At 65.7% G+C, this 24,921-nt stretch carries 24 protein-coding genes; 13 read left to right on the top strand and 11 right to left on the bottom strand.

The genetic code is table 11. The features are described 5' to 3' along the window. The first annotated feature begins 179 nt into the window (after positions 1-179). The 9 genes from DVS29_RS24330 to DVS29_RS24290 all read left to right on the top strand — a co-directional run bounded on the left by DVS29_RS24330 (position 180) and on the right by DVS29_RS24290 (position 10,951). Positions 180-470: a hypothetical protein gene (locus DVS29_RS24330; protein ID WP_118183079.1), complete on the top strand. Its 291-nt coding sequence runs from the start codon at positions 180-182 to the stop codon at positions 468-470. 331 nt (positions 471-801) lie between these two features. After that, a complete protein-coding gene (locus tag DVS29_RS24325) occupies positions 802-1,950 on the top strand; it encodes a porin (protein ID WP_118183078.1) in 1,149 nt (382 codons plus the stop codon). Positions 1,951-2,068: 118 nt separating this feature from the next. Further along, a complete protein-coding gene (gene dapA, locus DVS29_RS24320) occupies positions 2,069-2,956 on the top strand; it encodes a 4-hydroxy-tetrahydrodipicolinate synthase (RefSeq protein ID WP_118183077.1) in 888 nt (295 codons plus the stop codon). 60 nt (positions 2,957-3,016) lie between these two features. After that, complete coding sequence (locus tag DVS29_RS24315) at positions 3,017-4,186, top strand: iron-containing alcohol dehydrogenase (RefSeq protein ID WP_118183076.1); 1,170 nt, start codon at positions 3,017-3,019, stop codon at positions 4,184-4,186. Then, positions 4,183-6,534 (top strand): 4-hydroxythreonine-4-phosphate dehydrogenase PdxA, encoded by a 2,352-nt coding sequence (pdxA, locus tag DVS29_RS24310; protein WP_118183075.1) that lies wholly within the window; start codon positions 4,183-4,185, stop codon positions 6,532-6,534. The genes DVS29_RS24315 and pdxA overlap by 4 nt, the downstream gene beginning before the upstream one ends. Before the next feature lie 88 nt (positions 6,535-6,622). Continuing rightward, positions 6,623-8,047 carry a sodium:solute symporter family protein gene (locus DVS29_RS24305; protein WP_118183074.1) on the top strand — a complete coding sequence of 475 codons (1,425 nt, stop codon included), beginning with the start codon at positions 6,623-6,625 and terminating at the stop codon, positions 8,045-8,047. 51 nt (positions 8,048-8,098) lie between these two features. After that, the gene (locus DVS29_RS24300; RefSeq protein ID WP_118183146.1) at positions 8,099-9,304 is read left to right on the top strand and encodes a sialidase family protein; all 1,206 of its coding nucleotides are present in this window, start codon (positions 8,099-8,101) and stop codon (positions 9,302-9,304) included. 140 nt (positions 9,305-9,444) lie between these two features. Further along, the gene (locus DVS29_RS24295) at positions 9,445-10,227 is read left to right on the top strand and encodes a DeoR/GlpR family DNA-binding transcription regulator (RefSeq protein ID WP_118183073.1); all 783 of its coding nucleotides are present in this window, start codon (positions 9,445-9,447) and stop codon (positions 10,225-10,227) included. Positions 10,228-10,273: 46 nt separating this feature from the next. Continuing rightward, positions 10,274-10,951, top strand: coding sequence for an SDR family NAD(P)-dependent oxidoreductase (locus tag DVS29_RS24290; RefSeq protein ID WP_118183072.1), 678 nt, complete (start codon positions 10,274-10,276; stop codon positions 10,949-10,951). Positions 10,952-10,987: 36 nt separating this feature from the next. Here the strand turns inward: DVS29_RS24290 and eutC are convergent, their stop codons facing one another. Genes eutC through DVS29_RS24265 form a run of 5 tightly spaced genes read right to left on the bottom strand, consistent with a single transcriptional unit; the run spans position 10,988 to position 17,130 of the window. After that, positions 10,988-11,839 carry an ethanolamine ammonia-lyase subunit EutC gene (gene eutC, locus DVS29_RS24285; protein ID WP_240655781.1) on the bottom strand — a complete coding sequence of 284 codons (852 nt, stop codon included), beginning with the start codon at positions 11,837-11,839 and terminating at the stop codon, positions 10,988-10,990. Continuing rightward, entirely contained in the window at positions 11,836-13,215 is a 1,380-nt protein-coding gene (locus DVS29_RS24280; protein ID WP_118183070.1) for an ethanolamine ammonia-lyase subunit EutB, read from the bottom strand. Before DVS29_RS24280 ends, eutC begins: the two co-directional genes overlap by 4 nt. 42 nt (positions 13,216-13,257) lie before the next feature. Beyond that, a complete protein-coding gene (locus DVS29_RS24275) occupies positions 13,258-14,406 on the bottom strand; it encodes a branched-chain amino acid ABC transporter substrate-binding protein (protein WP_118183069.1) in 1,149 nt (382 codons plus the stop codon). Positions 14,407-14,452: 46 nt separating this feature from the next. Continuing rightward, positions 14,453-15,685, bottom strand: a complete 1,233-nt coding sequence (locus DVS29_RS24270; RefSeq protein ID WP_118183068.1) for an NAD(P)/FAD-dependent oxidoreductase — start codon at positions 15,683-15,685, stop codon at positions 14,453-14,455. Beyond that, positions 15,685-17,130: an amino acid permease gene (locus DVS29_RS24265; protein WP_240655780.1), complete on the bottom strand. Its 1,446-nt coding sequence runs from the start codon at positions 17,128-17,130 to the stop codon at positions 15,685-15,687. Before DVS29_RS24265 ends, DVS29_RS24270 begins: the two co-directional genes overlap by 1 nt. 286 nt (positions 17,131-17,416) lie before the next feature. Here DVS29_RS24265 and DVS29_RS24260 point away from each other — a divergent pair, with 286 nt between their 5' ends. Next, positions 17,417-18,844, top strand: coding sequence for an aminotransferase-like domain-containing protein (locus DVS29_RS24260; RefSeq protein WP_118183066.1), 1,428 nt, complete (start codon positions 17,417-17,419; stop codon positions 18,842-18,844). 34 nt (positions 18,845-18,878) lie between these two features. Here DVS29_RS24260 and DVS29_RS24255 read toward each other — a convergent pair whose 3' ends face one another. The 3 genes from DVS29_RS24255 to DVS29_RS24245 form a co-directional block, all read right to left on the bottom strand. Beyond that, on the bottom strand, positions 18,879-19,883 hold the full coding sequence (locus tag DVS29_RS24255; protein ID WP_118183065.1) for a chemotaxis protein CheB: 1,005 nt from the start codon (positions 19,881-19,883) through the stop codon (positions 18,879-18,881). A gap of 167 nt (positions 19,884-20,050) precedes the next feature. Next, positions 20,051-20,470 carry a (R)-mandelonitrile lyase gene (locus DVS29_RS24250; RefSeq protein ID WP_118183064.1) on the bottom strand — a complete coding sequence of 140 codons (420 nt, stop codon included), beginning with the start codon at positions 20,468-20,470 and terminating at the stop codon, positions 20,051-20,053. Positions 20,471-20,480: 10 nt separating this feature from the next. Further along, positions 20,481-20,807 (bottom strand): carboxymuconolactone decarboxylase family protein, encoded by a 327-nt coding sequence (locus DVS29_RS24245; RefSeq protein ID WP_118183063.1) that lies wholly within the window; start codon positions 20,805-20,807, stop codon positions 20,481-20,483. 106 nt (positions 20,808-20,913) lie between these two features. Here DVS29_RS24245 and DVS29_RS24240 point away from each other — a divergent pair, with 106 nt between their 5' ends. After that, entirely contained in the window at positions 20,914-21,807 is an 894-nt protein-coding gene (locus DVS29_RS24240) for a LysR family transcriptional regulator (protein ID WP_118183062.1), read from the top strand. A gap of 226 nt (positions 21,808-22,033) precedes the next feature. Next, positions 22,034-22,249 carry a hypothetical protein gene (locus DVS29_RS24235; protein WP_118183061.1) on the top strand — a complete coding sequence of 72 codons (216 nt, stop codon included), beginning with the start codon at positions 22,034-22,036 and terminating at the stop codon, positions 22,247-22,249. A gap of 27 nt (positions 22,250-22,276) precedes the next feature. On the opposite strand, the gene DVS29_RS24230 is transcribed toward DVS29_RS24235, so the two are convergent. The 3 genes from DVS29_RS24230 to DVS29_RS24220 form a co-directional block, all read right to left on the bottom strand. Continuing rightward, positions 22,277-23,158, bottom strand: a complete 882-nt coding sequence (locus DVS29_RS24230; RefSeq protein ID WP_118183060.1) for an intradiol ring-cleavage dioxygenase — start codon at positions 23,156-23,158, stop codon at positions 22,277-22,279. 97 nt (positions 23,159-23,255) lie between these two features. Next, positions 23,256-23,990 carry an LrgB family protein gene (locus tag DVS29_RS24225; protein ID WP_118183059.1) on the bottom strand — a complete coding sequence of 245 codons (735 nt, stop codon included), beginning with the start codon at positions 23,988-23,990 and terminating at the stop codon, positions 23,256-23,258. After that, complete coding sequence (locus DVS29_RS24220; protein WP_118183058.1) at positions 23,987-24,358, bottom strand: CidA/LrgA family protein; 372 nt, start codon at positions 24,356-24,358, stop codon at positions 23,987-23,989. The genes DVS29_RS24225 and DVS29_RS24220 overlap by 4 nt, the downstream gene beginning before the upstream one ends. A gap of 171 nt (positions 24,359-24,529) precedes the next feature. On the opposite strand from DVS29_RS24220, the gene DVS29_RS24215 reads away from it, so the two are divergent. Beyond that, entirely contained in the window at positions 24,530-24,763 is a 234-nt protein-coding gene (locus DVS29_RS24215; RefSeq protein ID WP_118183145.1) for a hypothetical protein, read from the top strand. The last annotated feature ends 158 nt before the right edge of the window (positions 24,764-24,921 follow it).

Below are 24,921 nucleotides of genomic sequence, written 5' to 3'. Positions count from 1 at the left end.
ACCCCAGAAAAAGCGATTCACGCCGGCAGATGCCGCTGACTGCCGTTCATTCCATGACGATCGTCGGTGCGTTTCCGTTCATTTGACAGTTCTCTGCTGCGTCGCAACATTCCTGGTATATTGATGGTGGCCGCGACGCTTCAATCGCGGCCCGCCCAGGAGGCATGGAGGACAGATTCATGCACGACGCTGAGATCGCCATCACCTTGATGAACCGTTGGGAACGCCGCGAGACCGTGAAAGCCGGACAGTCCGCGGTCGAACTGCTGCGCGAAGGAGACCTCGGTTTCCGCCATATCACCGGACAGCTCGTCGCGGGTTCCACGCCGCGCGAAGACGGCTGGACCTTCGAGTGCCTTGAATTCGACGACGGTTCGCGCGCGTTCCGTCTGGCCGACAACGTCGAGTCGTGCGCGCGCACGCCGTGGGCGGCAATTCCACCGATGCTTCAAACCACGACACCGGAATGAACGGCCGTTCATCCCCGGTTCAACATCGCAAACGCTTCCCGCCACTCGCCTCAGCCTTCTAACCCGCACCGCACACCGCCTCCACGCGCGTTCATTCCGTCGCGCGCGGGGTGCTTTCATCTGACGTCAAAACGATCGATTCAATCAAAATCGGGTTAACCTTGAGTTGAATCGTCCGAATCGATCAAATACAATGACTGAACCGATCATAGAGAAAGCCACGTGACAGCTGACTGATCTCGGCGATGCATCAGCAACACGTGAGCAATGTGCGGCAAGCGCACGGAATGATCGGATCGGTCAAAACGGAAAACGACAGGAGACATACAGGATGAGAAGGTCCATTGCGCTGTTCGGGATGCTGGGTGTCGCGATGTCCGCGCACGCACAAAGCAGCGTCACGCTGTACGGTCTGATCGACACCTCGCTCGTGTACACCAACAACCAGAAAGGCGCCGCGAACTATCAGATGTCGAGCGGCGTGGAGTCCGGCAGCCGGTGGGGTCTGAAAGGCGCCGAAGATCTGGGCGGAGGTTACAGCGCAATCTTCGTGCTCGAAAACGGCTTCAGCAGCACGGTCGGCACACTCGGCCAGAACGGCCGCGAGTTCGGCCGCGCCGCGTGGGTCGGCATTGCGAGCCCGTTCGGCAACGTCACGATCGGCCGCCAGAACGAACCTTCGGCCGATTTCGTCGGGCCGCTCGTCGCATCGAACCAGTGGGCTGGCGGCATCGGCGCGCACCCGGGCGATACCGACAACCTGTATATCAACTCGCGGATCAGCAACAGCGTGAAGTTCATCAGCCGCGACTACGGCGGCTTCCGCGCGGGCGCTTTGTTCAGCCTCGGCGGCACCGCGGGCAACTTCAGCAACAACCGGATCTGGAGCATCGCCGCGGGCTATAACCGTGGCCCGCTCGCGCTCGGCGCCGCGTACATCAACACGTCGACGCCGAATACGGCGCTGTGGGACGGCACCGCGGGCGCGGCAGCAATCTCGCCGAACAACACGCCGATCTTCTCCGGCTACACGTCCGCGCGGTCGCAGGAAGTCGCGTCGGTGGGCGGCAGCTACACGTTCGGCGCTGCGCGCTTCGGCCTCGTCTATTCGAACTCGCGCTTCGAGGATCTCGGTTCGGGCGCGGCCGCCGCGCCGATCGCGCGATTCCGCGGCGATACCGCGGTGTTCGACAACGCGGAAGCCAACTTCAGCTACCAGATCACGCCGTCGCTGCTCGCGGGTGTAGCGTACAACTACACGCGCAGCCACGGCGCGGGCGATGCGCGCTACAGCCAGGCGAATCTCGGCGCCGACTACTTCCTGTCGAAGCGCACCGACATTTACCTGACCACCGCGTACCAGCACGCGGCCGGCACCGACTCGACCGGCAAGGCAGCGGTCGCGGCACTGTGGCCGATCACCGCATCGAGCAACTCGCATCAGATCGTCGCGGCGCTGGGTCTGCGGCACAAGTTCTAGGCAGAAAGCGCCCAGCAACAAGCAGAAAACGTAGCAACAGCAGTCACGCAGCAGAACGAATCATTGTTATGACCGCCGGGCAACCCCGCGTTGCCCGGCCCGCAAGTGGAGTTCGAGCATGTCAGTCACTTTCAGAGGCATCGTCCCCGCCCTCATCACCCCGATGACCGCGGCAGAGGACATCGATGAAACCGGCCTGCGCACCCTCGTCGATCGGCTGATCGACGCCGGGGTGCATGCGCTTTTCGTGCTCGGCACGAACGGCGAATTCGTCGCGCTGTCGGAAGCGGAGAAGCTGCGCGTCGCGCGTATCGCCGTCGACCACGCGCGCGGAAGGGTGCCAGTGATCGCGGGCACCGGCGCCTATGCAACGCGCGACGTGATCGAGCTCAATCACAGGATGCAGGACACTGGCGTCGACGCCGTATCGGTGATCACGCCGTATTTCAACGGCACCACGCAGCAGGAGCTGTTCACGCACTACGAGCGGATCGCGCGCGGCACATCGTTGCCGGTCATGCTGTACACGATCCCGGCCAAGGCGGGCGTCACGCTCACCGTCGATACGGTGCGCCGTCTCGCGGAGATTCCGAACATCCGCGGCATCAAGGACAGCGGCGGCGATTTCGATCGCCTGGTGCAACTGATCAATCTGCGCCGCGACGACTTCGCCGTTTTCACCGGCACGGATTCGATGATCCTGTGGACGCTGATCGCCGGCGGCGACGGCGCGGTCGCGGCCACGACGAACGCGGTACCGGACGTCGTGATGTCGATCTGGAATCACTTCCAGGCAGGTGAAATCGAAGCGGCGCGCCGCGCACAGGAACTGCTGCGACCGCTACGCGACGCGTTCGCGCTCGGCACCATGCCGGTCGTGCTGAAGACCGCCGCGACGATGCTCGGCATGCCGGCTGGTCCCGCACGGGCGCCCGCGCTGCCGCTCGACGACGCCGCACGCGCACGCCTCGCCGTGGCGCTTGCCGTCTACCAGCACGCTGGCTGAAGGCCGCCCTTCGCCCTTCCGATCGCGACACAGAGAAACAGAGATACCGAGACGCACGACATGAGTACCGTTTATCACTTCCAGACCGTCAGGCACATCGTTCACGGCGCGCACAGCCTCGATCAGCTGCCGGAAAAGCTCGCGCTGCTCGATCGCCCGATCCGCCGCATCGCGTTCATCACGCAGCCCGTGATGGAGCAGAACGGCGTCGCGGATCGCGTCGTCGCCGCACTGACGAAACTGGACATCCAGGTGCTGACGGTGCGCGACGTGCAGCCGGAACCGACCATCGAGAACGTCGAAACCGTGTTCCGCGAGCAGATCGCGCCGTTCGCGCCCGATGCCGTGCTGTCGGTGGGCGGCGGCAGCGTGCTCGATGCCGCGAAGCTCTTCGCCGTCCGGCTCACGAACGAGGCACCGCTCGCCGACTGGCTCGGCATCGACCGCATCGCAGCGCCCGGCGTGCCGCTGATCCTCGTGCCCACCACGTCCGGCACAGGCTCGGAAGTCACGCCGAATGCGATCGTCACGCTGCCCGACGAAGAGCTGAAAGTCGGCATCGTGAGCCGTCATCTGTTGCCGCAACTCGTGATTCTCGACGCGACGCTCACGCTCGATCTGCCGAAACCGATCACCGCCGCGACCGGCATGGATGCGTTCATTCACGCGCTCGAATCGTATATCTCGACGAAGGCGAATCCGGTCAGCGACATGTACGCGATGGAATCGATGCGGCTGATCGGCGCGAACCTGATCGAAGCGTACGAGCACGGCCATTCGCTGAAGGCGCGCGAAGCGATGCTGCTCGGCTCGATGTACGGCGGCCTCGCATTGACCGCGGCGGGAACAGCGGCCGTGCACGCGCTCGCGTATCCGCTCGGCGGCATGTTCAACATCACGCACGGCGTCGCCAATTCGATGCTGCTGCCGCACGTGATGGAGTTCAATCGCGACGCGATCGTCGGGCGTCTCGCCAACGTCGCGCACGCACTCGGTATTGCCGCGCATCAGGACAGCGACGAAGCCGCCGCGGACCAGCTGCTCTCGCGTCTGCGCGAGTGGACCGCAGCACTCGCGATTCCGCAGAACCTGCGCGAATTCGGCGTGACGGAAGCGCATCTCGATCCGCTTGCCGTTGCCGCGTCGAAAGTGAAGCGGCTGCTCGGCAACAATCCGAAGGCGCTGAGCCTCGACGACATCAAGGCGATCTATCGCCGTCTGTTGCCATGACTGCCGTCTCGCCCGAAACGTCGAACGAAAGCGCGCGCCTGCTGATCGTCGGCGACGATCTGTCCGGCACCGCCGACTGCGCGGTCACCTGCACACATCACGGACTGAGCAGCGTGGTGAGTCTCGACGTCGCGCACGCCAATGCCGCCGCAGACGACGTCACCGTGCTCGCGATCGATACCGACACGCGCCGCGCCGCTGCGCCGGATGCCGCGCGAGCAGTCGAGCGCGCATGGCGCGAACACGGCGGCAGCCGCAGGCTCTACAAGAAGATCGACTCGACGTTGCGCGGCAACGTCGCCGCCGAAATCGCGGCGCTCGCGCGCATCGCCGGCATGGCGATCATCGCGCCCGCGTTTCCGTCGGCGGGACGCACGACGGTCGGCGGACGCCAGTTCGTGTTCGGCGTCCCAGTCGAGGATTCCGAAGTCTGGCGCAACGAAGACATCGGCGGCACCGCGAATCTGTGCGCGATGCTTGAAGACAGCGGTCTGCGCGTGGCCCATGTCGATCTCGCAAGCGTACGTGAGAGCGCCGCATCGTTGCATACGCGTCTTGTCGAACTGCACGCGGCCGGTTGGCAGGCGGTGGTGTGCGACAGTGAAACCGACGAAGATCTCGTGAATGCAGCAGCTGCATCGGCAAGCATGCAGGGCGTGTTCTGGGTCGGCTCGGCGGGCCTTGCAGCGCCGCTCATCGAAGCGCTGGCCGCATCGGCATCGAGGGCGACACCTACGAACGCGAACGCGGCACCGCTCGCCGCCATCGCTGCGACCACGTCTCATCCGCGCGGTGTGCTGATCGTCGTCGGCAGCATGTCGAGCGTGTCGCATCGGCAGGTCGCGACGCTCTCCGCCCATGCCGGGCACACGCTCGATACGTTCGAGCTGAGCGCCGCCGCGCTGCTCGATCCTGTGAGCCAGGCCAGCCTCACGCTCACCGCGCGCGTCACGCATGCGCTGCTGCGCGGTCGTCACGTGGTCGTCGCTTTGAACCAGAGCGAACGCACTGGCACGGCCGATGGCGCGCAACTCGCGCGGCAGCTCGGCGCGCTGCTTGCGCGCGCCGCGGAACACGCGGCCGGGCTGATCGCAACCGGCGGCGAAACTGCCCGCGCGCTGCTGTCGGCGATGGGTGTCGCGACGCTGCAAGTGAACGAAGAAATCGAAACCGGCGTGCCGCTGCTCGCCGCCACGCATGCCGGCCGCAACCTACCGGTGGTGACCAAGGCGGGTGGCTTCGGCAACCCGGAAACCCTGTATCGCGCATGGCGGCGACTCGCCGCTATCGCGCCCGCGGACACGCAAGCGCCGCGTCAAACCAGCAAAGAGGAAGCCATGACATATCGTCCGGTAATCGGAATCACGATGGGCGATGCCGCCGGCGTGGGCCCCGAAATCATCATGAAGAGTCTCGCGCACCAGTCGGTCTACGACGGCTGCCGGCCGCTCGTGATCGGCGACGCGAAGCGTCTCGTCGATGCGGGCCGACGCGTCGGCGTGACGCTCGCGGTGCGCACGGTCGCCACCCCTGCCGACGCGCGCTTCAGCTACGGCGAAGTCGACTGCATCGACCTCGGCCTGATTCCCGAAGAACTGCCGTACGGCAAGCTCTCCGCGGTAGCGGGCGATGCGGCCTATCAGTACATCGCGCGCACTGTGCAGCTGACCTCGTCGGGCGAGCTCGATGCGATCTGCACCGCGCCGCTCAACAAGGAAGCGCTGCACGCGGGCGGCCACATTTTCCCCGGTCACACGGAAATGCTCGCGCATCTCACGGGTATCCCCGAGGTGTCGATGATGCTCGTTGCGCCACGGCTCCGTGTGATTCACGTGACCACGCACATCGGCATCATCGACGCGATCCGTCGCATCGAGCCCGGCCTCGTGCAGCGCACGATCGAACGCGCGCACGACACGCTGGTGCGCGCCGGCATCGAGACGCCGCGCATCGGCGTGTGCGGCATCAATCCGCACGCCGGTGAAAACGGCCTGTTCGGTTACGGCGAGGAAGAAGAGAAGATCGTGCCGGCGGTCAACGTGCTGCGCGAGCGCGGCTGGGACGTCGAAGGCCCGCTGCCCGCCGACACCCTGTTCTACCGCGCAGGCCGCGGCGATTTCGACGTCGTCGTCGCGATGTATCACGACCAGGGTCATGGTCCCGTGAAGGTGATGGGACTCGAAGCGGGCGTCAACGTGACGGTCGGGTTGCCGGTGATCCGCACGTCAGTCGATCACGGCACCGCATTCGACATCGCAGGCAAAGGCATCGCGGACGAACGCAGCATGCTCGAAGCGCTGAAGCAGGCACAAGACCTCGCCACGCGCCGCGCGGTTCAGACCGCCTAGGTTTTGCCAGGACGGATTTGCCCGGACGCATGCAGACGCGCTTCGCCTGCATGCGGACCCGTAGCGCCCAAAACAATCGGAGACAGCAATGAATCATTTCACCGTGCTGGACACGGCGATCATCATCGCAATGGTGGTGGTGTATATCGTCGCGACGTCGTGGCTCAGCATCAAGCTGCGCAGCAAAACGACCGAGCAGTTCATGGTGGCCGGCCGCTCGACGCCCGCCATCGTGATCGCGATCCTGCTGATGTCGGAGTACATCGGCGCGAAATCGACGATCGGCACGTCGCAGGAAGCGTTCAACGTCGGGATCGCCGCGTCGTGGTCCGTGATCTCCGCGTCGATCGGCTTCGTGCTGTTCGGCCTCTTCATGACGAAGCGCCTGTACCGCTCCGGCGAGTTCACGATCTCGGGCTTCATCGCGCAGAAGTACGGCAACCGCGCGCGGCTCGTCGTGTCCGCGGTGATGATCTACGCGCTCTTCATCGTCAACGTCGGCAACTACGTGAGCGGCGCCGCGGCCATCTCCACCGTGCTGCGCGTGAACCTGCCCACCGCCGCGCTGATCACCGCGGTCGTCAGCACGATCTACTTCGCGTACGGCGGCCTGAAGAGCGTCGCATACGTGACCGTGCTGCACAGCGCGATCAAGCTGATCGGCATCGCGATCCTCGTGTGGGTCGCATTCTCGATGACGGGCGGTATCGCGCCGATGGTCCAGTCGATGCCCGCGCAGTACTTCACGTGGAAAGGCGCATTGAGCGGCGGCACGATCGGCGCATGGATCATCGGCACGGCCGGCGCGATCTTCTCGACCCAGTTCATCATCCAGGCGATCTCGGGCGCGAAGTCCGCGAACGATGCGCGCGACTCGACGCTGATCGCAGGCGTGCTGTGCGTGCCCATCGCGATCGCGCTCGGTTTTCTCGGTGTCGCGGCGAAGTTCCTGTTTCCGCACATCAAGAGCCTGTACGCGCTGCCGATCTTCCTGCAGCACATGAACCCGCTGCTGTCGGGCGTGGTGACGGTGTCGCTCGTCGCGTCGATCTTCGTCAGCGTGAGCACGGTGGCGCTCGCGATCGCGTCGCTCGTCGTCAAGGACTTCTACGTGCCCCGCTACCGCCCGACGCCGGAACGCGAGCTGCACGCGACCCGCCTCATCTCGTTCGCAGTCGGCTTCCTGCCGCTCATCTTCGTGCTGTTCGTGCCGCAGATTCTCGCGCTGTCGTTCTTCACCCGCGCGTTGCGACTCACCGTGACGGTCGTCGCGCTGATGGGCATCTACCTGCCGTTCTTCAACAGCAATCGCGGCGCGATTTCCGCGCTCGTGATCGCGACCATCGCGACCACCGTCTGGTATCTGCTCGGCAACCCGTTCGGTATCGACAACATGTACGTCGCGCTGATTACGCCCGCGATCGTGATGGTGTTCGACAAGCTGCTGTTCCACTCCGCGAGCGGCAATGGCTCGCAGGTCGAGCACCGGCGCGTTGCGCATACCGATTCGTGAGCGGCGCATGACCGCGGCTTCAGCCATCATTCCATGCTTCAGGATCCGATCATGACCAGCCAGTCCACCCTGCCCGTCGAAGCGACCACGCTGTCGGGGCAGCTGCATCCCGCCTCCTCCGACCACTCGCGCATCGATGCGTACCTGCCTTCGGCGACGGTGCAGAATCACGCCGCCAACCTGATCGCGCTCGCCAACGGCGACCTGCTGTGCGCGTGGTTCGGCGGCACCCAGGAAGGCGTGCCGGATATCTCGATCTGGCTGTCGCGGCTCGCGAAAGGCAGCACGACGTGGAGCGAACCCGAGCGTCTCTCCGACGACCCGACGCGCTCCGAGCAGAATCCAGTGCTGTTCGCGACGCCGGACGGCGCGTTGTGGCTGATCTACACTGCGCAATTATCAGGACACCAGAACACCGCGATCGTACGGCGCCGTGTGTCCACCGACAACGGCCTCACGTGGGGGCCGATCACGACGTTGTTCGACCGCCCCGGCACCTTCGTGCGGCAGCCGATCGTGGTCGCGCGGGACGGTGCCTGGCTGTGCCCGGTGTTCTCGTGTCGCGTGCAGCCGGGCGAGCGCTGGTCGGGCAACGACGACGTCAGCGCCGTGATGCGCTCCACGGATGACGGCGCGACGTGGACCGAACACGCAGTGCCCGGCAGCGTGGGCTGCGTGCACATGAACATCCAGCCGCTCGCCGACGGCACGCTCATCGCGCTGTTTCGCAGCCGCTGGGCCGATCATGTCTACGCGAGCCGCTCGAACGACGGATGCCACTGGAGCGAGCCGCAGCCGCTCGATCTGCCGAACAACAACTCGTCGATCCAGTTCGTCGCGCTCGCGAACGGCCATCTCGGCCTCGTGTTCAATCACAGCAGCGCCGCGGACAGCACCGCACGCCGCGCGTCGCTCTACGACGACATCGAGGATTCGGAAGACAGCGGCGCGCTGGTCACGCAGGCTGCATCGTCACACGGCACGGCATTCTGGGGCGCACCGCGCGCACCGATGACGCTCGCGATCTCCACCGATGGCGGACGCACGTGGCCGGTGCAGCGCAATCTCGAGACCGGCGACGGCTACTGCATGACGAACAACTCGACCGAGAAGCTCAACCGCGAGTTCTCGTATCCGTCGATCGCGCAGTCGGCCGACGGCAAGCTGCACATCGCCTACACGTACTTCCGCCAGCGCATCAAGTACGTCTGCGTGACCGAAGACTGGGCATCGGCCGGCGTGCGGCACGCCGCCTGACGGGCGGTGCATCGCCGCGCACCGCGGGATTCCAGCTACGCCTCGACACGGAAATGGATAAACTACCCTCGCGCCGGACCCTCCGCGCCGCCGCCCGCCATCTGCGCAGGCGGCGTCCCGAACCCGTTTCCGATTCCAACATGAAAGTTGCCCGCCGCCGCGAGGCCATGCTGAAGGCCGTGCTGTCCGGAATGACCGAGGTGGCCGAGCTGTGCGAACACTTCGGCATGTCCGAAGCCACCGTGCGCCGCGACCTGCGCGCGCTCGCCGACGACCGGCTGATCCTGCGCACCTATGGCGGCGCCGCGTCGGTCGGCACGCATGCGCCCGAAGAATCGCTCGAACAGCGCCGCCACAGTTTTCAGGCGGAAAAGGATGCGATCGCGCAGGCCGCCGCCGCGCACGTGATGACCGGCGACACGATCTTCCTCGATAGCGGCACGACCACTGCCGCGCTCGCCCGCGCGCTCGCCGAGCGCCCCGACATCCGCGTCGTGACGAACAACCTGCTGGTCGTGCAGATGCTCGCTACTTCCTGCGTGCCGCTGACGCTGATCGGCGGCGAAGTGCGCGGTTCGAGCATGAGTACGCTTGGCGCGATCGCGCAGCTCACGTTGACGCGCGTCACTGTGGACAAGGCGTTTCTCGGCGCGGACGGTGTGGTGCCGGGCCGCGGCCTGTGCGAAGCGACCGCCGACCAAGCGTACCTGAAGGAATGCCTGATGCGGCAAGCCGCGGGCATCTTTGTGCTGGCCACGTCGGACAAGCTGAATCGCGACAGCCAGCAACACTGGGCGCCGATCGACAAGCCGTGGACCCTGATCACCGACGCGAATCGCGCGCACACCGGCCTGCATGCGTTCATGAACGTCGCGGGCATCACCGTCGAATCGGTCACGCCGACGGATCTCGACGCGAACTGAAGCAGATACGGGCCGGCGCGCCTGCCGGCTCACATCAGGCGAGGACATGACGAAACGCATCGTAGTGACCGGAGCGAGTTCCGGAATCGGTCATGCCGTGAGCCAACGGCTGTTGAAAGAAGGCTGCGAAGTCATCGGTCTCAGTCGCAGCGAACCCGATTTCGCACACGACAATTTCCGCTTCGTGGCGGCCGATCTCGGCGAACTCGACGCGATCGCACCGCTTGCCCAGACACTCGGTCCGGTGGATGGACTCGTGCACGCAGCGGGATTCATGAAAATCGCGAGACTGGGCGAACTCGATCACGCGAGCGGCGAAGCAATGTGGCGGCTGCATATCGGCGCTGCAACGGCGCTCGCCGATGCGCTCGCGCCGGCGATGCGCGACGGTGGACGCATCGTGCTGATCGGCAGCCGCGTGTCGAATGGCGCGGCCGGACGCAGCCAGTATGCGGCCGCGAAAGCCGCAATGGTCGGGCTCGCACGCTCATGGGCAAGCGAACTCGCGCCGCGTCGCATCACGGTCAACGTCGTGTCGCCAGCGGCCACCGATACGCCGATGTTGCGCGATCCAAAACGTGCAACCAGCGCGCCGGTCGTACCGCCGATCGGCCGCTATGTGACGGTGGATGAAGTAGCCGCGCTCGTCGCGTTTCTGATCGGCGACGAAGCCGGCGCGATCACCGGGCAGCAGATCATGGTGTGCGGCGGTAGTTCGCTATGAAGTGATCGCGATACCGGGTACGCAGCGCGAGACGCTTCAGTTGCCCGGCGATGACGAACCGCCCAGCGCAGCGCGTGCACCCTCTGGCGCGTCAACAGCACGCCACACGCTCTCGTCCTTCAGCCCAACGCCGGTCAACCGCTTGCGGCGCGCTGCTTCGAGCAAATGCACGAGCTTGAACGCGGCCGCGTCGTACGCCAAGCCTTCGGGCCGCACGTTCGAGATGCAGTTGCGCTCGGCATCGCTGCGCCCCACGGCGGGGCGGTACGTCAGATAGACGCCGAGGCTCGCCGGCGAACTGAGGCCGGGTCGCTCGCCGATCAGCACGGCCACCATCTCCGCGTTCATCAGCGAACCGATGTGATCGCCAATCGCGACGCGCGCTTCGGTCGCGATCACGATCGAGCCGATATGCCAGCCTTGCAGTTGCGCAATCGTGCGATCGATCAGCGGCACCGCGTGCGTCGCCACCGCTTTCGCGGACAGACCGTCGGCGATCACGAATATCAGATCGGGCGGTGCCTCGGCCACCGCCGCATGCTCGGCGAGACGCGCGGCGCTGTGCGCGTCCAGCACCCGCCCAAGATCCGGGCGCCGGAGATAGACGTCGCGCTGCGCGGCCGCGCTCGCGACTTCGATCGTATCGAGCGTCAGGCTTTCCCGCTCGCGCCTGAGCGCCGACGTATCGAGCGGCGTATGCACCGCGTCACGAGCCTGCGCGTGCGACAGGTTGAACGCGAGCAGCGGCGCGGTCGGCAGGCTGCTGCCGGTACGGCCGAGCGCGATACGCGCATCGGTGAAGCGCCGCAACGCGGACCATGAGTCGACGGTTCCCGTCGAACCGTTCACGACTTCATGCGCATCCTTGCGCTGCGGCGATCGCGTCATGATTCGATCCATCCGAGCAGCGGTTGCGCCCGCGCGTGATCCTGGATCGCGCCGCGCGCGTCCGCGATCTGCATCCGTTCGAGCCACGCGTCGAACTCCGGCGCGCGCCTGAGCCCTAGCACCTTGCGGGCGTACAGCGCATCATGGAACGACGTGCTCTGGTAGTTCAGCATGATGTCGTCGGCGCCCGGCACGCCCATGATGAAATTGACGTTGGCCGCGCCGAGCAGCGTCAGCAGGTTGTCCATGTCATCCTGGTCCGCTTCCGCGTGGTTCGTGTAACAGATGTCGCAACCCATCGGCACGCCCAGCAGCTTGCCGCAGAAGTGATCTTCGAGGCCGGCGCGGATGATCTGCTTGCCGTCATACAGATACTCGGGGCCGATGAATCCGACCACCGTGTTGGTCAGGAACGGATCGAACCTGCGCGCAACCGCATACGCCCTCACCTCGCAGGTCTGCTGGTCGATGCCGTGATGCGCGTTCGCGGACAATGCGCTGCCTTGCCCGGTCTCGAAGTACATCAGGTTCTCGCCGACGGTGCCGCGCTTCAGCGAGCGGCCTGCATCGTACGCTTCGGCGAGCAGCGACAGCGAAATGCCGAAGCTCGCGTTGGCCTTCTCCGTGCCGGCAATGGACTGAAAGATCAGATCGACCGGCGCGCCCTGCTCGATCGCCGCGATCGTGTTCGTCACATGCGTCAGCACGCAGGTCTGTGTCGGCACGTCGTACGCGCGGCGGAAGTCGTCCATCATCGCCAGCAGGGCGGTGATCGCCGCGAGCGAATCGGAGGCCGGATTGATGCCGATCATCGCGTCGCCGCAACCGTACATCAAGCCGTCGATCATCGACGCGGCGATGCCCTTCACGTCGTCGGTCGGATGGTTCGGCTGTAGACGCACCGACAGATGGCCCGGCAAGCCAACCGTATTGCGAAACCGCGTGACGACCGGCCGCTTGCGCGCGGCCAGGATCAGATCCTGGTTGCGCATCAGCTTCGACACGGCGGCCACCATCTCGGGCGTGAGTCCGTCCGCAACCCGCACAAGATCGTCCGTGCCGGTCGTATCCGCCAGCAGCCAGTCGCGCAGGCCGCCCACGGTCAGATGCGAAACCGGCGCGAACGCGTCGCGGCGATGCCCGTCGAAAATGAGGCGCGTGATCTCATCGTCTTCGTACGGAATCACCGCCTCGTTGAGAAACGCGCGCAACGGCACTGCGGCGAGCGCCATCTTCGCCGCGACGCGTTCCTCTTCCGAAGTCGCGGCGATGCCGGCCAGTTCGTCGCCCGAGCGGCGCGGACTCGCTTTCGCGAGCAGCGTGCCCAGGCTGTCGAAGCGATAGCTGCGGCTACCGATGGTTTCGCGAAAGCTCATGCGGTCATCCTCGCAACGTATCGACGAGACATCGCGCTGGAATCAGACGCCATTGCCGCCCACCGTGCGCAGGCTCTTCCATTGACCCTGCTGCACTTCGAAGAGCGTATAGGGCGGCTTGATCAGGTCGCCATGCGGATCGAACTCGATCTTGCCGGTCACGCCCGTTACCGTGACCTTCGGCAGCGCAGCGACGATCTTCGCGCGGTCGAGCGAGTTCGCTTCGTGCACCGCCTTGATCATCGCGAGCGCGGCATCGTACGCAAACGGCGCATACAGTTCGACATCCTGATTGAAGCGCGCCTTGTAGCGCTTTGCAAAATCCTGCGCGGACGGCAGCTTGTCGAGCGCGGGGCCCGGCTCCAGGTCCCGCGTGCCCTCGCCCGAGGTGCCCGCGATCTGCAGGAACGCGTTGCTCTTCAGCGCGCCCGCGCCGAACAGCTGCGTCTGCATACCGAGCGAGCGCATCTGCTTGACCAGCATCGCGCCCTGCTCGTCCAGGCCGCCGAAGAAGATCATGTCGACGTTCTTCTCCTTCAGTGTGGTCAGGATCGCTCGGAAATCGACGGCCTTGTCGTTGGTGAACTCGCGATCCACGACGTTGCCGTTCGCTTCCTTCGCGCCTTTCGCAAACGCATCGGCCAGACCCTGGCCGAACGCGGTGCGATCGTCGATGATGCCGATGCGCTTCGCCTTCAGCTGCTCGACCGCGAAGCGGCCAGCAATCACGCCGCCCACGCCATCGTTGCCCATCGTGCGGAACACGTTCGCGAACCCTTGCTGCGTGAGCGCGGGATTCGTCGAGCCCGGCGTGATCATCGCGACGTCCGCCGTGTGATACACCGCGGACGCCGGGATGCTGCAGCCCGAGTTGTAATGGCCGATCACGCCGACCACGCCGTCGTCCACGAGTTTCTGCGCGGCCTGAATCGCCATGCGCGGATCGGCCTGATCGTCCTGCACGTCGAGCACGAACTTGACCGGCTTGCCGCCGATCGTCGGATTCTTCGCGTTTTCTTCGTCGAGCGCGAGTTGCGCGCCGTATTGCAGATCCTTGCCGACGCGCGCCACCGGTCCGGTGAGCGGTCCGGCAAAGCCGATCTTGACGATCTCGGGATCGGCGCCATACGAAGGCGCGTTGACGCACAGGGCGGCGAGGGCCAGTGCGAATACCAGGTTGCGGCGGTTCATGACGTTTTCCTCTGTGTGCTGGTGCGGTGGTTGAAAGCGGTGGTGGTTAAAAACGGCGTGGACTGTAGGGCTCGAGATCGACCGGACTCGCGCGTCCCGTGACCAGATCGGCGACCACGCTGCCGGTGACGCCGCCCAGCGTCACGCCGAGATGCTGATGTCCGAATGCATAGACGACGTGCGGCGAACGGCGCGACGGTCCGATCACGGGCAGACCGTCGGGCAGGCTCGGCCGGAAGCCGAGCCAGTCGGTATCGGGTTGCGTGAGCGCGGGCAGCGCTTCGCGCGCGGACGTTCTAAGCAGCTTCAGCAGGTCCGCGTTGCGCTCGGGTCCGAAGCCGCCGAGTTCGACGGTGCCGGCAGCGCGAATGCCGCCCGTCATCGGCGTCATGTAGAAGCCGCGTTCCGCCCAGCCACACGGCCGCGAGATGAGGCTCGACGTATCGGGAAACCGCACGTGGTAGCCGCGCTCGGTATCGAGCGGCACCGCGTCGCCGCATTGCCGCGCGAAGCGGCCCGACAGCGCGCCGGCGCAGACGATCGCACGCGCGGTATCGAACGCGCGGCCGCTCGTATCCACGAGCCGCACGCCGTTTCTGGTCGGCTCGATCCGGTCGATCGCGACGCGTTCGTGATGCAGGCCGCGACGTGTCATCGATGCGTCGAGCGCCTGCAGGAAGCCGCGCGGATCGCTCAGGAACCAGCTGCCGGTAAAGAGCGTGCCGTGCTCGAAGATCGGCGCGAGATTCGGTTCGAGCACACGGATGCCGTCGCGCTCGAGTGTTTCGAATGCCACGCCCAGCGAACGGCGCAGTGCGAGCGACGCCTGCGCGCCCTTGAACGACGCTGCGCCCGAATACAGGTACAGGCATTCGCCTTCGCGCACGAAGCCGGCCAATGCGTCCATCGCCAGCATCTCGCGGTAGCCTTCGAACGCACGCGACAGCAGTGCGGCGAGCGCTGCCGCGCTGTGCTCATAGCGGCGCGGCGTCGCGTTCAGCAGAAAGCGCGCGAGCCACGGTGCGAGCTTCGGCAGATAACGCCAGCGGATCCGCAGCGGGCTCGTGGGTGAAAACAGGAAGCGCGGCAGGTTGCGAAACACGTCCGGGTTGTTCACTGGAATGCACGCGTAGTTCGCGAACGTGCCGGCATTGCCGTACGACGCGCCCTCGCCCGGGCCCTGCGCGTCGAACAGCGTGACGCGATGCCCATCGCGAAGCAGCCAGTGCGCGCACGAAAGACCGATGAAACCCGCGCCGATCACAGCGACGTCAGCCATCATTTTTTCCAGTGCGTGGCGGGTTCGTCGAAACGGCGAAGCTTGCCGCCCTGCGAAGCTGCGGCGCCGGCCGCACGGCCCCGCGCCTGCCGCGTCAGCACGAAGGCGAGCGACACCACCGCGACGCTGCCGAGGCTCGCCATCAGCTGGCTCGCGAGCGAACGATCAAAGCCCATCGCGATCAGCACGCCGGCGATCGCCGCGACCACCGCATACGAAAGCCACGGAAACAGCCACATCTTCAGTTGCAGCCGTTGCGGCTCGCGCGCTTCGATACGTCGACGTATCACGATCTGAGACACCGCGATCGACAGATACACGAACAGCATGATCGCGCCCGATGCATTCACGAGGTACAGGAACACGCCCTGCGGCGACACGATCGCGGCAACGATCGCGACATAGCCGACCACGCTGCTCGCGAGCACTGCGAGACGCGGCACGTGATTCGGCGACAGCGTGAGGAGCGCATGCGGTGCGTCGCCGCGTTCGGCGAGACGGAACATGATCCGCGACGATACATAGAGACCGGAGTTCAGCGCGGACAGCACCGCGACCAGCACGATCGCATTCATCATGTCGGCGGCGCCGGGGATATGCATGGTTTCGAGCGCGGCGACGAACGGCGAGTAGCCGACCTTGATCAGCGCCCACGGCACCACGCACGCAATCACGAAGATCGAGCCGACGTAGAACGTGATCACGCGCAGGATCACCGAGCGCGTCATCGCGGCGACGTTGCGGCTCGGGTCGTCGGATTCCGCGGCGGCGATCGTCGCGATCTCGGCGCCGCCCACTGCGAAGATCACCGTCGGCACGCCCGCGAACACCGACATCGCGCCGAACGGCAGGAAGCCGCGGTTGCCTGTCAGATTGGCGGCCGTCTGATGCCACGAACTGAAGCCGAACAGCCAGCTCACACCGACCACGATGAACACGATGATCGCGGCCACCTTGATCGACGCGAACCAGTACTCGAATTCGCCGTACGATTTCACCGACAGCAGGTTGATCGCCGTCATCACTGAAAGCAGCACGAGACCGATCATCCACACGGGTGCCGGTATCCAGCGCTGCAGGATGCCGGCACCGGCCACCGCTTCGACGGCCACCACGATCACCCAGAAATACCAGTAGAGCCAGCCGTTGGTGAAGCCGGCCCAGTTGCCCAGGCCGATACGCGTGAATTCGGTGAACGACCCCACGCCCGGATGCGAGATCGCCATTTCGCCGAGCATGCGCATCACGAACAGCACGACGATGCCGGCCATCAGATAGCTGAGGCACGCGGCTGGTCCCATTGCACCGATGGTGGCGCTGCTGCCGACGAACAGGCCTGCGCCGATGATGCCGCCGAGCGAAATCATCGTCACGTGGCGCTTCTTCAGCGAGTGACCGAGGTGGTGGGAAGTCGGGTCCTGGCGGGAAGCTGGCTGCTGATCCATCACGAACATCTCCTCTTGATCTACAGTGCGTGTTGCGTCGGCGAGGTGGCCGAACAAACTGTCGATTCATGCTCACACAAAAATTTTTTGTCTGCAAATGAAATTGCTTTGTGTGGAGACCAGGAGTTTCCCGGAGAAACTTGACCACAACCGGGGGAGGTCAGGCAGAATGGGCGTTATGCAGGGGATTGACTGGATTCGACGTATCTTGCCGGGGACCCCGCCGGCCAGGCCGCACAAGCCGTTCATGCTTGCCGGCCATGTTTTGTATGGAGTTACTACTTGAATGAAAGCCATCGATAACCACACAAACAGCGACGACGAACTCCAGACAAAAGGGCGGCAGGCAACCTATCTCGAGGTCTCGCGCAATCTCGAGGAACAGGTGCGCAGCGGACACTACCCGCCGGGCAGCCGGCTGCCGCCGCAGCGCGACCTCGCGCTCGAACTGGGCATCAACGTGTCGACGGTGTCGAGGGCATACAAGGAATTGCAGGCACGCGGACTGATCGTCGCGAGCAAGCGGCGCGGCTCGATCGTGACCGGTGGCGCGATGCCCGCGGTGAAAACGCCGGTCCATCGCGGCGCGAATGCGGCGGCCAGCGAAGCGAGCGCGGTGATCGATCTGACGGTGAACCGGCCAGCGACCGGCGAATTCCTCACGCAGCTCGCGCGTACGATGGCGTCCATCGCGCGCGATCCGCGCTTCGCGGAGACCCAGGAGTACCAGCCGCCGCAAGGGCCCGACTGGGCGCGCGCGGCCGGCGCGCAGTGGATGGCCGCGCCCGGTTTCGCGCCGCTCGCGGACAACCTCGTCGTGACGAGCGGCGCGCAGCACGGCCTCTATGCGGTGCTGAGCAGCCTGATGGGACACGAAGGCGTGATCCTCTCCGACAAGCTCACGTATTACGGACTCAAGGCGCTGGCGCCCGTGTTCCAGTTCGAACTGGTCGGCATTCCCAGTGACGACGATGGTCTGCTGCCCGAACAGCTCGAAGATGCGTGCAAGCGGATGCGCGTGAAGGCGATCTTCACGGTGCCGAACCTCCAGAATCCGGGTGTGGTCACGATGAGTCTGGAGCGGCGCATCGCGCTCGTCGACATCGCGCGGCGCCATCATGTCGCGATCATCGAGGACGACGTTTACGGACCGCTGTTGCGCAAGCGCCTGCCCACCATCGCGAGCCTGTGTCCGGAGCTGACGTTTCACATCGCGTCGACGTCGAAGATTCTCGCGCCTGGCCTGCGCGTCGGCTATCTGCTCACGCCGCCGCATGGCGCGGCGCTCGCGGCCGAAGCCGTGCGCACCACCGCATGGATGCCCGCGCCGCTGTCGACCTTGATCACGACGCGCTGGATCGAGGACGGCACTGCGCAGACCATTCTGGATGCGCAGCGCGCCGAACTGCAGGCGCGTCAGGAACTCGCGCGCGAGCTGTTGCCGAAGGACCTGCTGAAGAGCGATCCGGCCTGCATGTTCGTGTGGCTGCGCGTGCCCGCGCCGTGGCGCTCCGACGACTTCGCGGCGAACGCGCTTGCGCGCGGCGTCAATACGATGCCGGCGTCGGCGTTCGCCGTCGACCGCTCGACGATCGAACACGGCGTGCGCGTGAACCTCGCCTGCGCGACGTCGCGCGATGAACTGGCGCGTGCGCTGCAGGTGCTGTCGCGCACGCTGCGCGACCGGCCGCGCGCGCTGTACGGCACGATCTAGCGGAACCTGGGTAACGACGCATCGGCCGCATCCGTCACGTCTCGTGAGCGTTCGCGGGTTGCAGCGTCTGCCGCAGCGTCTCGACGAGCTTCGTCCCCTCGTCGATGCGCGCCTGCTCGATCTTCATCCGCTGCTCGTCGCCCACCCGCTCGGCCCATTGCTGCCGCTCGCGCGCGAAGATCACGCGCTCGTTCACCGCGCGGATCGCGGCCCAGATCGCATTTTCCGCGGCCTTTTCGCGGCCGTCCTCGAGCGACAGCGCGCTGAACGCGTGACCCGTGTGGCAGCGGTAGCGCAGCGGATGGTCGTCGCGCATGCGCCACAACGTGCCGCCGCAGTCCGGACACGTGAGCGGCGAACGCTCCGCGATGCGGTCCAGATCCTCCGGCTGGACGATTTCCCGTCGCGCGATCCGCGCTTCGACGTCGAGTTCCCGGGTCATCATGGCGTGCCCCTCTCTTCGATGCCTGGGCGGTGCGCCGTGAACCGCCTCGACGATGTGTTGCGTGAGCTGCTGGGTCGTCGTGACGATGTCGGCGCCCGCGGCGGCCAGCGCGGAGCGCGGCATCGAAGGGGCTTCGCAGTCGGCCGGATCCTGAACGATGCAGTAGCCGCCGTGCGCGCGAACCGTGGCGAGCCCGGCCGCGCCGTCGTCCAGATCGCCGCTCAGCACGACGCCGACCACGCGCTGGCCGTGGCTCAGCGCGGCGGACCTGAAGAGCGGATCCGCCGCGGGACGCGAGAAATTTTCGGCGGCCCCTTCGTCGAGCCTCAACTCGTCCTGCCATAGCAGCATGTGGCGACCAGGCGGCGCCACGTAAATCCTGCCGCTCGTCCACGCTTCTCCGTCCGCAGGATGGATCGCCGGCAGCGCGCCCCATTTCGACATCAGCTGGGGTAGCACGCTCTCGTGTCGTCCGACGTGCAGCACGATGCACACCGCGGCCGGCAGATCCGGCGGCAGATTCGCGGCGAGCGTCTTCAATACGCCGAACGCACCCCGCGATCCGCCGACGACCACGATATCCCGACGATCCATACGCCCTCCGCTGATTGCCCTGATAAATATGAGCAAACGGCGCGCCGTCCGGGGCGGTATCTGGTTTCGTGAACGCGTGGTTCAACGGGTGTTCATTCAGCGGCCTTTCATTCAGCGGCCTTTCATTCAGCGGCCTTTCATTCAACGGCCTTTCATTCAATGGCCTTTCATTCCGTTTCTGCTTGCGGCGGCCCGGCCAGGTATTGATCGTCGGTCACGGGTTCCATCCACTCGACGTTCCTGCCGTCCAGCGCTTCCTGGATGGCGATGTGCGTCATCGACGTGGTCGGCGATGCGCCATGCCAATGCTTGTGACCCGGCGGGCACCAGATCACGTCGCCGGCACGGATCTCCGCGACCGGTTCGCCCTCGCACTGCGTCCAGCCGCAGCCGGCCGTGACGATGAGCGTCTGCCCGAGCGGATGGGTGTGCCAGTTCGAACGCGCGCCCGGCTCGAACGTCACGCTTGCGCAAGACACGCGCGCGGGCGGCGGCGGCGCGTTCAGCGGATCGATCCGCACGGTGCCGGTGAACCACTCGGCGGGGCCCTTGATCGATGGCTGCGAGCCCGGTTTCTTCAGTTGCATGGTGTGTCTCTTATCGGTTCGGCGCCGCGAAAAGCTCCCTGAGCTTCGACACGGCGGACATCGCGTTGGGCCAGCCCGCGTAGAACGCGAGATGGGTGACGAGTTCGACGAGCTCGTCGTGGGTCACGCCGTTCTCGATCGCGCGCGGCAGATGGAAGTTCATCTGCTCGGTCTTGCCGAGCGCGATCAGCGCTGCGCAGGTCACGAGACTGCGATCCCGCTTCGAAAGCTGCGGACGCTCCCAGACGTCGCCGAACAGCACGTCGTCGCTCAGTTCGGCAAGCTTCGGCGCGACGCTGCCGAACGAGTTGCGCGCGGTGGTGTGGGGTGTGGACATGCATGGCTCCTTCATGGCTTTGTGCGGCACGACATGCATTGTCCGCGCCGCCCGGCCAGCCGACTAGACGCTAGAATGAGCAAGGACTTATGAGCGAGGTTCATCAATGCTGCGCGAGAACGTTTCCGATCTGCTGGCTTTCATCGCGGTGGCGCGCGAAGGCAGCTTCACGCGCGCCGCCGCGCAGCTCGGCCTGTCGCAGAGCGCGCTGAGCCATGCGTTGCGTGGGCTCGAAGCGCGCATGGGTGTGCGCCTGTTGAGCCGGACCACCCGCAGCGTCGCGCCGACGGCGGCCGGCGAGCGGTTGCTGCGGACCGTTGCACCGCGCTTCGAGGAGATCGAAAGCGAACTCGCCGCGGTGGTCGACGCGCGCGACAAGCCGGCCGGCACGATCCGCATCACCGCAACCGACTACGCGGCCGATACGGTGATCTGGCCGCGTCTCGCGAAGGTCTTGCCGGATTATCCCGACATCAAGGTCGAGGTCGTGGTGGACTATGGTCTCGCGGACATCGTGGCCGAGCGCTTCGACATCGGCGTGCGGCACGGCGATCAGGTCGCGAAGGACATGATCGCGGTCCGCATCGCGCCCGATGCGCGCCTTGCGATCGTCGGCTCGCCGGCGTATCTGGCAAAGCACCCTGCGCCAAAGCGGCCGAAAGACCTGCTGCGGCACAACTGCATCACGTTGCGCCTGCCCACTCGCGGCGGCCTGTACGCGTGGGAGTTGAAGAAGCGTAGCCGGGCGGTGCAGGTGCGCGTCGACGGACAGTTCACGTTCAATAGCGCCTATCCGATGCTGAACGCGGCCATCGATGGCGCGGGGCTTGCATTCATTCCCGAGGAGCTTGCGCGGCCTCACGTTGAAGCGAAGCGGCTGCGCTGGGTGCTCGAAGACTGGTTCCCGACCTTTCCGGGGCTGCATATCTTCTATCCGGGCCGCCGCGACTATTCGAAAGCGCTGTCCGTCGTGGTCGACGCGCTGCGCGATGGTGGCTGAACGGCCCGCCGGGTTTTCACCAGGCGCATGTCCGGTTCCGGACGTATCCGGCCAGCCACGCGAAACCAGTGGACGATTCCGTCCATTTCCCATCCTCGGCGAGCCCTATGTGCTCTGGCGCACGATGCCACGCCTGAGATGGCACGGTCCCTGCTCTCCATGTGCACTTCGCTGTCCGAAGCCCCCGGTCGGAGAACACATAAAGGGGCACACAACGAGAGAGACCATGCTGCATCACAACGTCGAGCGCGAACTGCTTCACCTCGAGCGCATCCTGCCGAAGATGGGCAGCGGCCCGTTCCCCACGTCGTACTGGCAGGCGCGCATCGACGCGCTCGCGCCAGCATGCAAGGTTGCGCAGTTCCGCATCAGGCTCGAACGTCTGCAGCGGTTTCTCGCGCAGGCGGACAGCGTCGCGCCTGCCATCGCAGTGGCCGCATAGCGGGCGCTATCGCGCGATATCCGGCGTCTATCGAGGCACGGGCCGCGCGGGCGACGGGTTCAGCACGAACGTGAAATCGAGCGTACTGAACGCGGTATCGATCTGCGTGCCGTCGGGCGCCCTGCCCGGCTCATGGCGCTGCCAGTCCGCAATCAGCGACGAGCGCACGCCGAACACCGCGTCGGAATCGAGGTACTGGTCGCCATCGCGGAACACGTGCGTAATGAGCCGCTCGTAGCCCGGCGCTTCGATCATGAAATGCAGATGCGCGGGGCGCCACGGGTGCCGGCCCAGCGCCTTCAGCATGCGCCCCACTGGCCCGTCGTGCGGAATTGGATAGGACTCCGCGGTAATCGAACGGAAGTGGAACGAGCCGTCCGCGAGACTCGTCAACGTGCCGCGGCCGCGATTGCCCTGCGCCCCTTCGCGCTGTACGTCGTAGAAACCCTCCGAGTCCGCCTGCCAGACGTCGATCCGCGCGTTGGCCACCGGTTCGCCGTCGAGCCCGGTGACGCGTCCGGTCACGAAACACGGCTCGCCCTTTGCGCCGTTCGCGACGTCGTCGCCGTTCTCGTAGCGCGGCGCGTTCTCGACGAAGAACGGACCGAACACGGTGGATTCCGTGCAGCCCGCGGGCTTGCGGTTGTTGAGCGCGGTGACGAGCATCGACAGACCGAGCGTGTCGGAGAGCAGGATGAACTCCTGGCGGTTTTCATCGGTGATATGGCCGACGTCGGTCAGGAACTGGATGCCCTGAAACCACTCGGCTTCGGTCAGCTCGACCTCTCGCGCGAACGCGTGCAGATGCTCGACGATGCCCGTCACGATCTGCCTGAGCCGCGGGTTCTCCGCCTGCGCGTGACGCGCGAGCACGATCTGCGTGATGCTGTTTTCGTCGACGTTGCGCATCGTGTCTCCGTCCAGTGAATGTGTGTTGCGCGGGCTTCGCCTGCTGGTTGTACACCTTGTTCGCGAACTTCGCGCGCCGGCCAAAGCTTTCGCAACCCTACAGCCACCTCGCGAGCAGCGGCAGCAGGATCGGCACCACGAACGCGGTGAAGACGCCGTTGAGCCCCATGCCGAGCCCCGCGTACGCGCCCATCTCCTCGCTCACCTGGAACGCCCGCGCAGTGCCGATGCCGTGCGATGCGACGCCGAGCGCGAAGCCCCGCACCTCGGGCTCGGCGACCTTCAGCAGGTTCAGGATGCTGCGCGCGCACACCGCGCCGAACACGCCCGTCGAGATCACCAGCACCGCGGTGAGCGATGGAATGCCGCCGATCTCGTTCGCGACGGCCATCGCGATCGGCGTCGTCGCGGACTTCGGCGCGAGCGATGCGATCGTGCGATGCGACGCGCCCAGCAGCGCCGCGGTTCCCACCGCGGACACGATCGCGGTCAACGAGCCGGCGACGAGCGCCACGAGCAGCGGCCCGACGAGCCGCCGCAGATTCGCGAGCTGCCGGTAAAGCGGCAACGCCAGCGCGACGGTCGCGGGGCCGAGCAGGAAGTGCACGAACTGCGCGCCTTCGAAGTAGGTCTGATACGGCGTGCGGCTGATTTCGAGCAGCGTGACGACGAGCGCGACCGCGATCAGCACAGGGTTCGCAAGTGGATTGAAACGGCAGCGCGCATAGATCCATTGCGCGACGAGATACGCGAGCAGCGTGATGGTCAGCCCGAGCAGCGGCGACGCCGCGAGGTAGACCCAGATCGTGCCGAGGCGCGGCAGCGCGTTCACGATTGCGGCTCCTGAGCGCTCGCGAGCCGCCGGCTGCGCCGCAGCAGCGCGCGCATCACGAGGGCCGTCACCGCGATCGCGAGCGTCGTGCTGACAGCGATCGACACCACGACCGCGAGCAGATCGCCGCTCACCGCGCTCGCCGACACCATGATGCCCACGCCCGCGGGCACGAACAGCAGCGACAGGTGCCGCAGCAGTTCGAGCGCGGTCGGCTCGATCGCCGCCGCCGCTTTCGGCCGCGCGACGAGAAACGCGAGCAATAGCAGCATGCCGACCACCGGGCCCGGCACCGGCAGCCTGAACACATACGACACGCCTTCACCGAGGCATTGAAAAACCAGCAACGTGGCAAGCGCGAAGAGCATGCAGTCATCCTTTCGACAGGTTCGCGATGATCGCACGGCCTGACGTTCGCATAGCGCGTTCCGTCGCCCGCCGGTGCGCCGCGCCAAATATTTTTTAACAGTTTCGCCGCATAAAAGCCGCTACATTAAGAGCTGGACGCGATCGTGCGTTCGATCCACATGGAGACGATCATGGGACTTCTGGATGAAGCGGGCAAGATTGCTGGCGCGATCGCAGCCGTCGAGGCAACGGAGAAGGTCGACCCGGATGCCGGCCTGCTGACCAAGGCAGCCGCCGCCGTCGGCGGGTTCGAAGGCGCGAAGGCGCTGGAAAATCTGGTCGAGAAGAAAGACGACGAAGCCGACAAGACCACGGATGCGGACAACACCGCCGCTCCGCAGGACGATAGCGCCTCGCAAACCTGAAGCGGCTAAACCGTACCGTTTCCCCTGTACCTGGCGAGCCGCGCGATGCGGCTCGCTTTTCATTGGGTGCGCCCGGCAGGGCGCACTCACTTGGAGGTGAAAGTCCTCTACTCGCCCGGCAAGGGGAAGAGTTAGCCGAAGGCAAGGGTTTCCCGGGT

Source organism: Paraburkholderia phosphatilytica (assembly GCF_003443895.1).
In the GTDB taxonomy this organism is placed as follows: Bacteria; Pseudomonadota; Gammaproteobacteria; order Burkholderiales; family Burkholderiaceae; genus Paraburkholderia; species Paraburkholderia phosphatilytica.
This window is presented reverse-complemented; position numbering and strand designations above follow the sequence as displayed.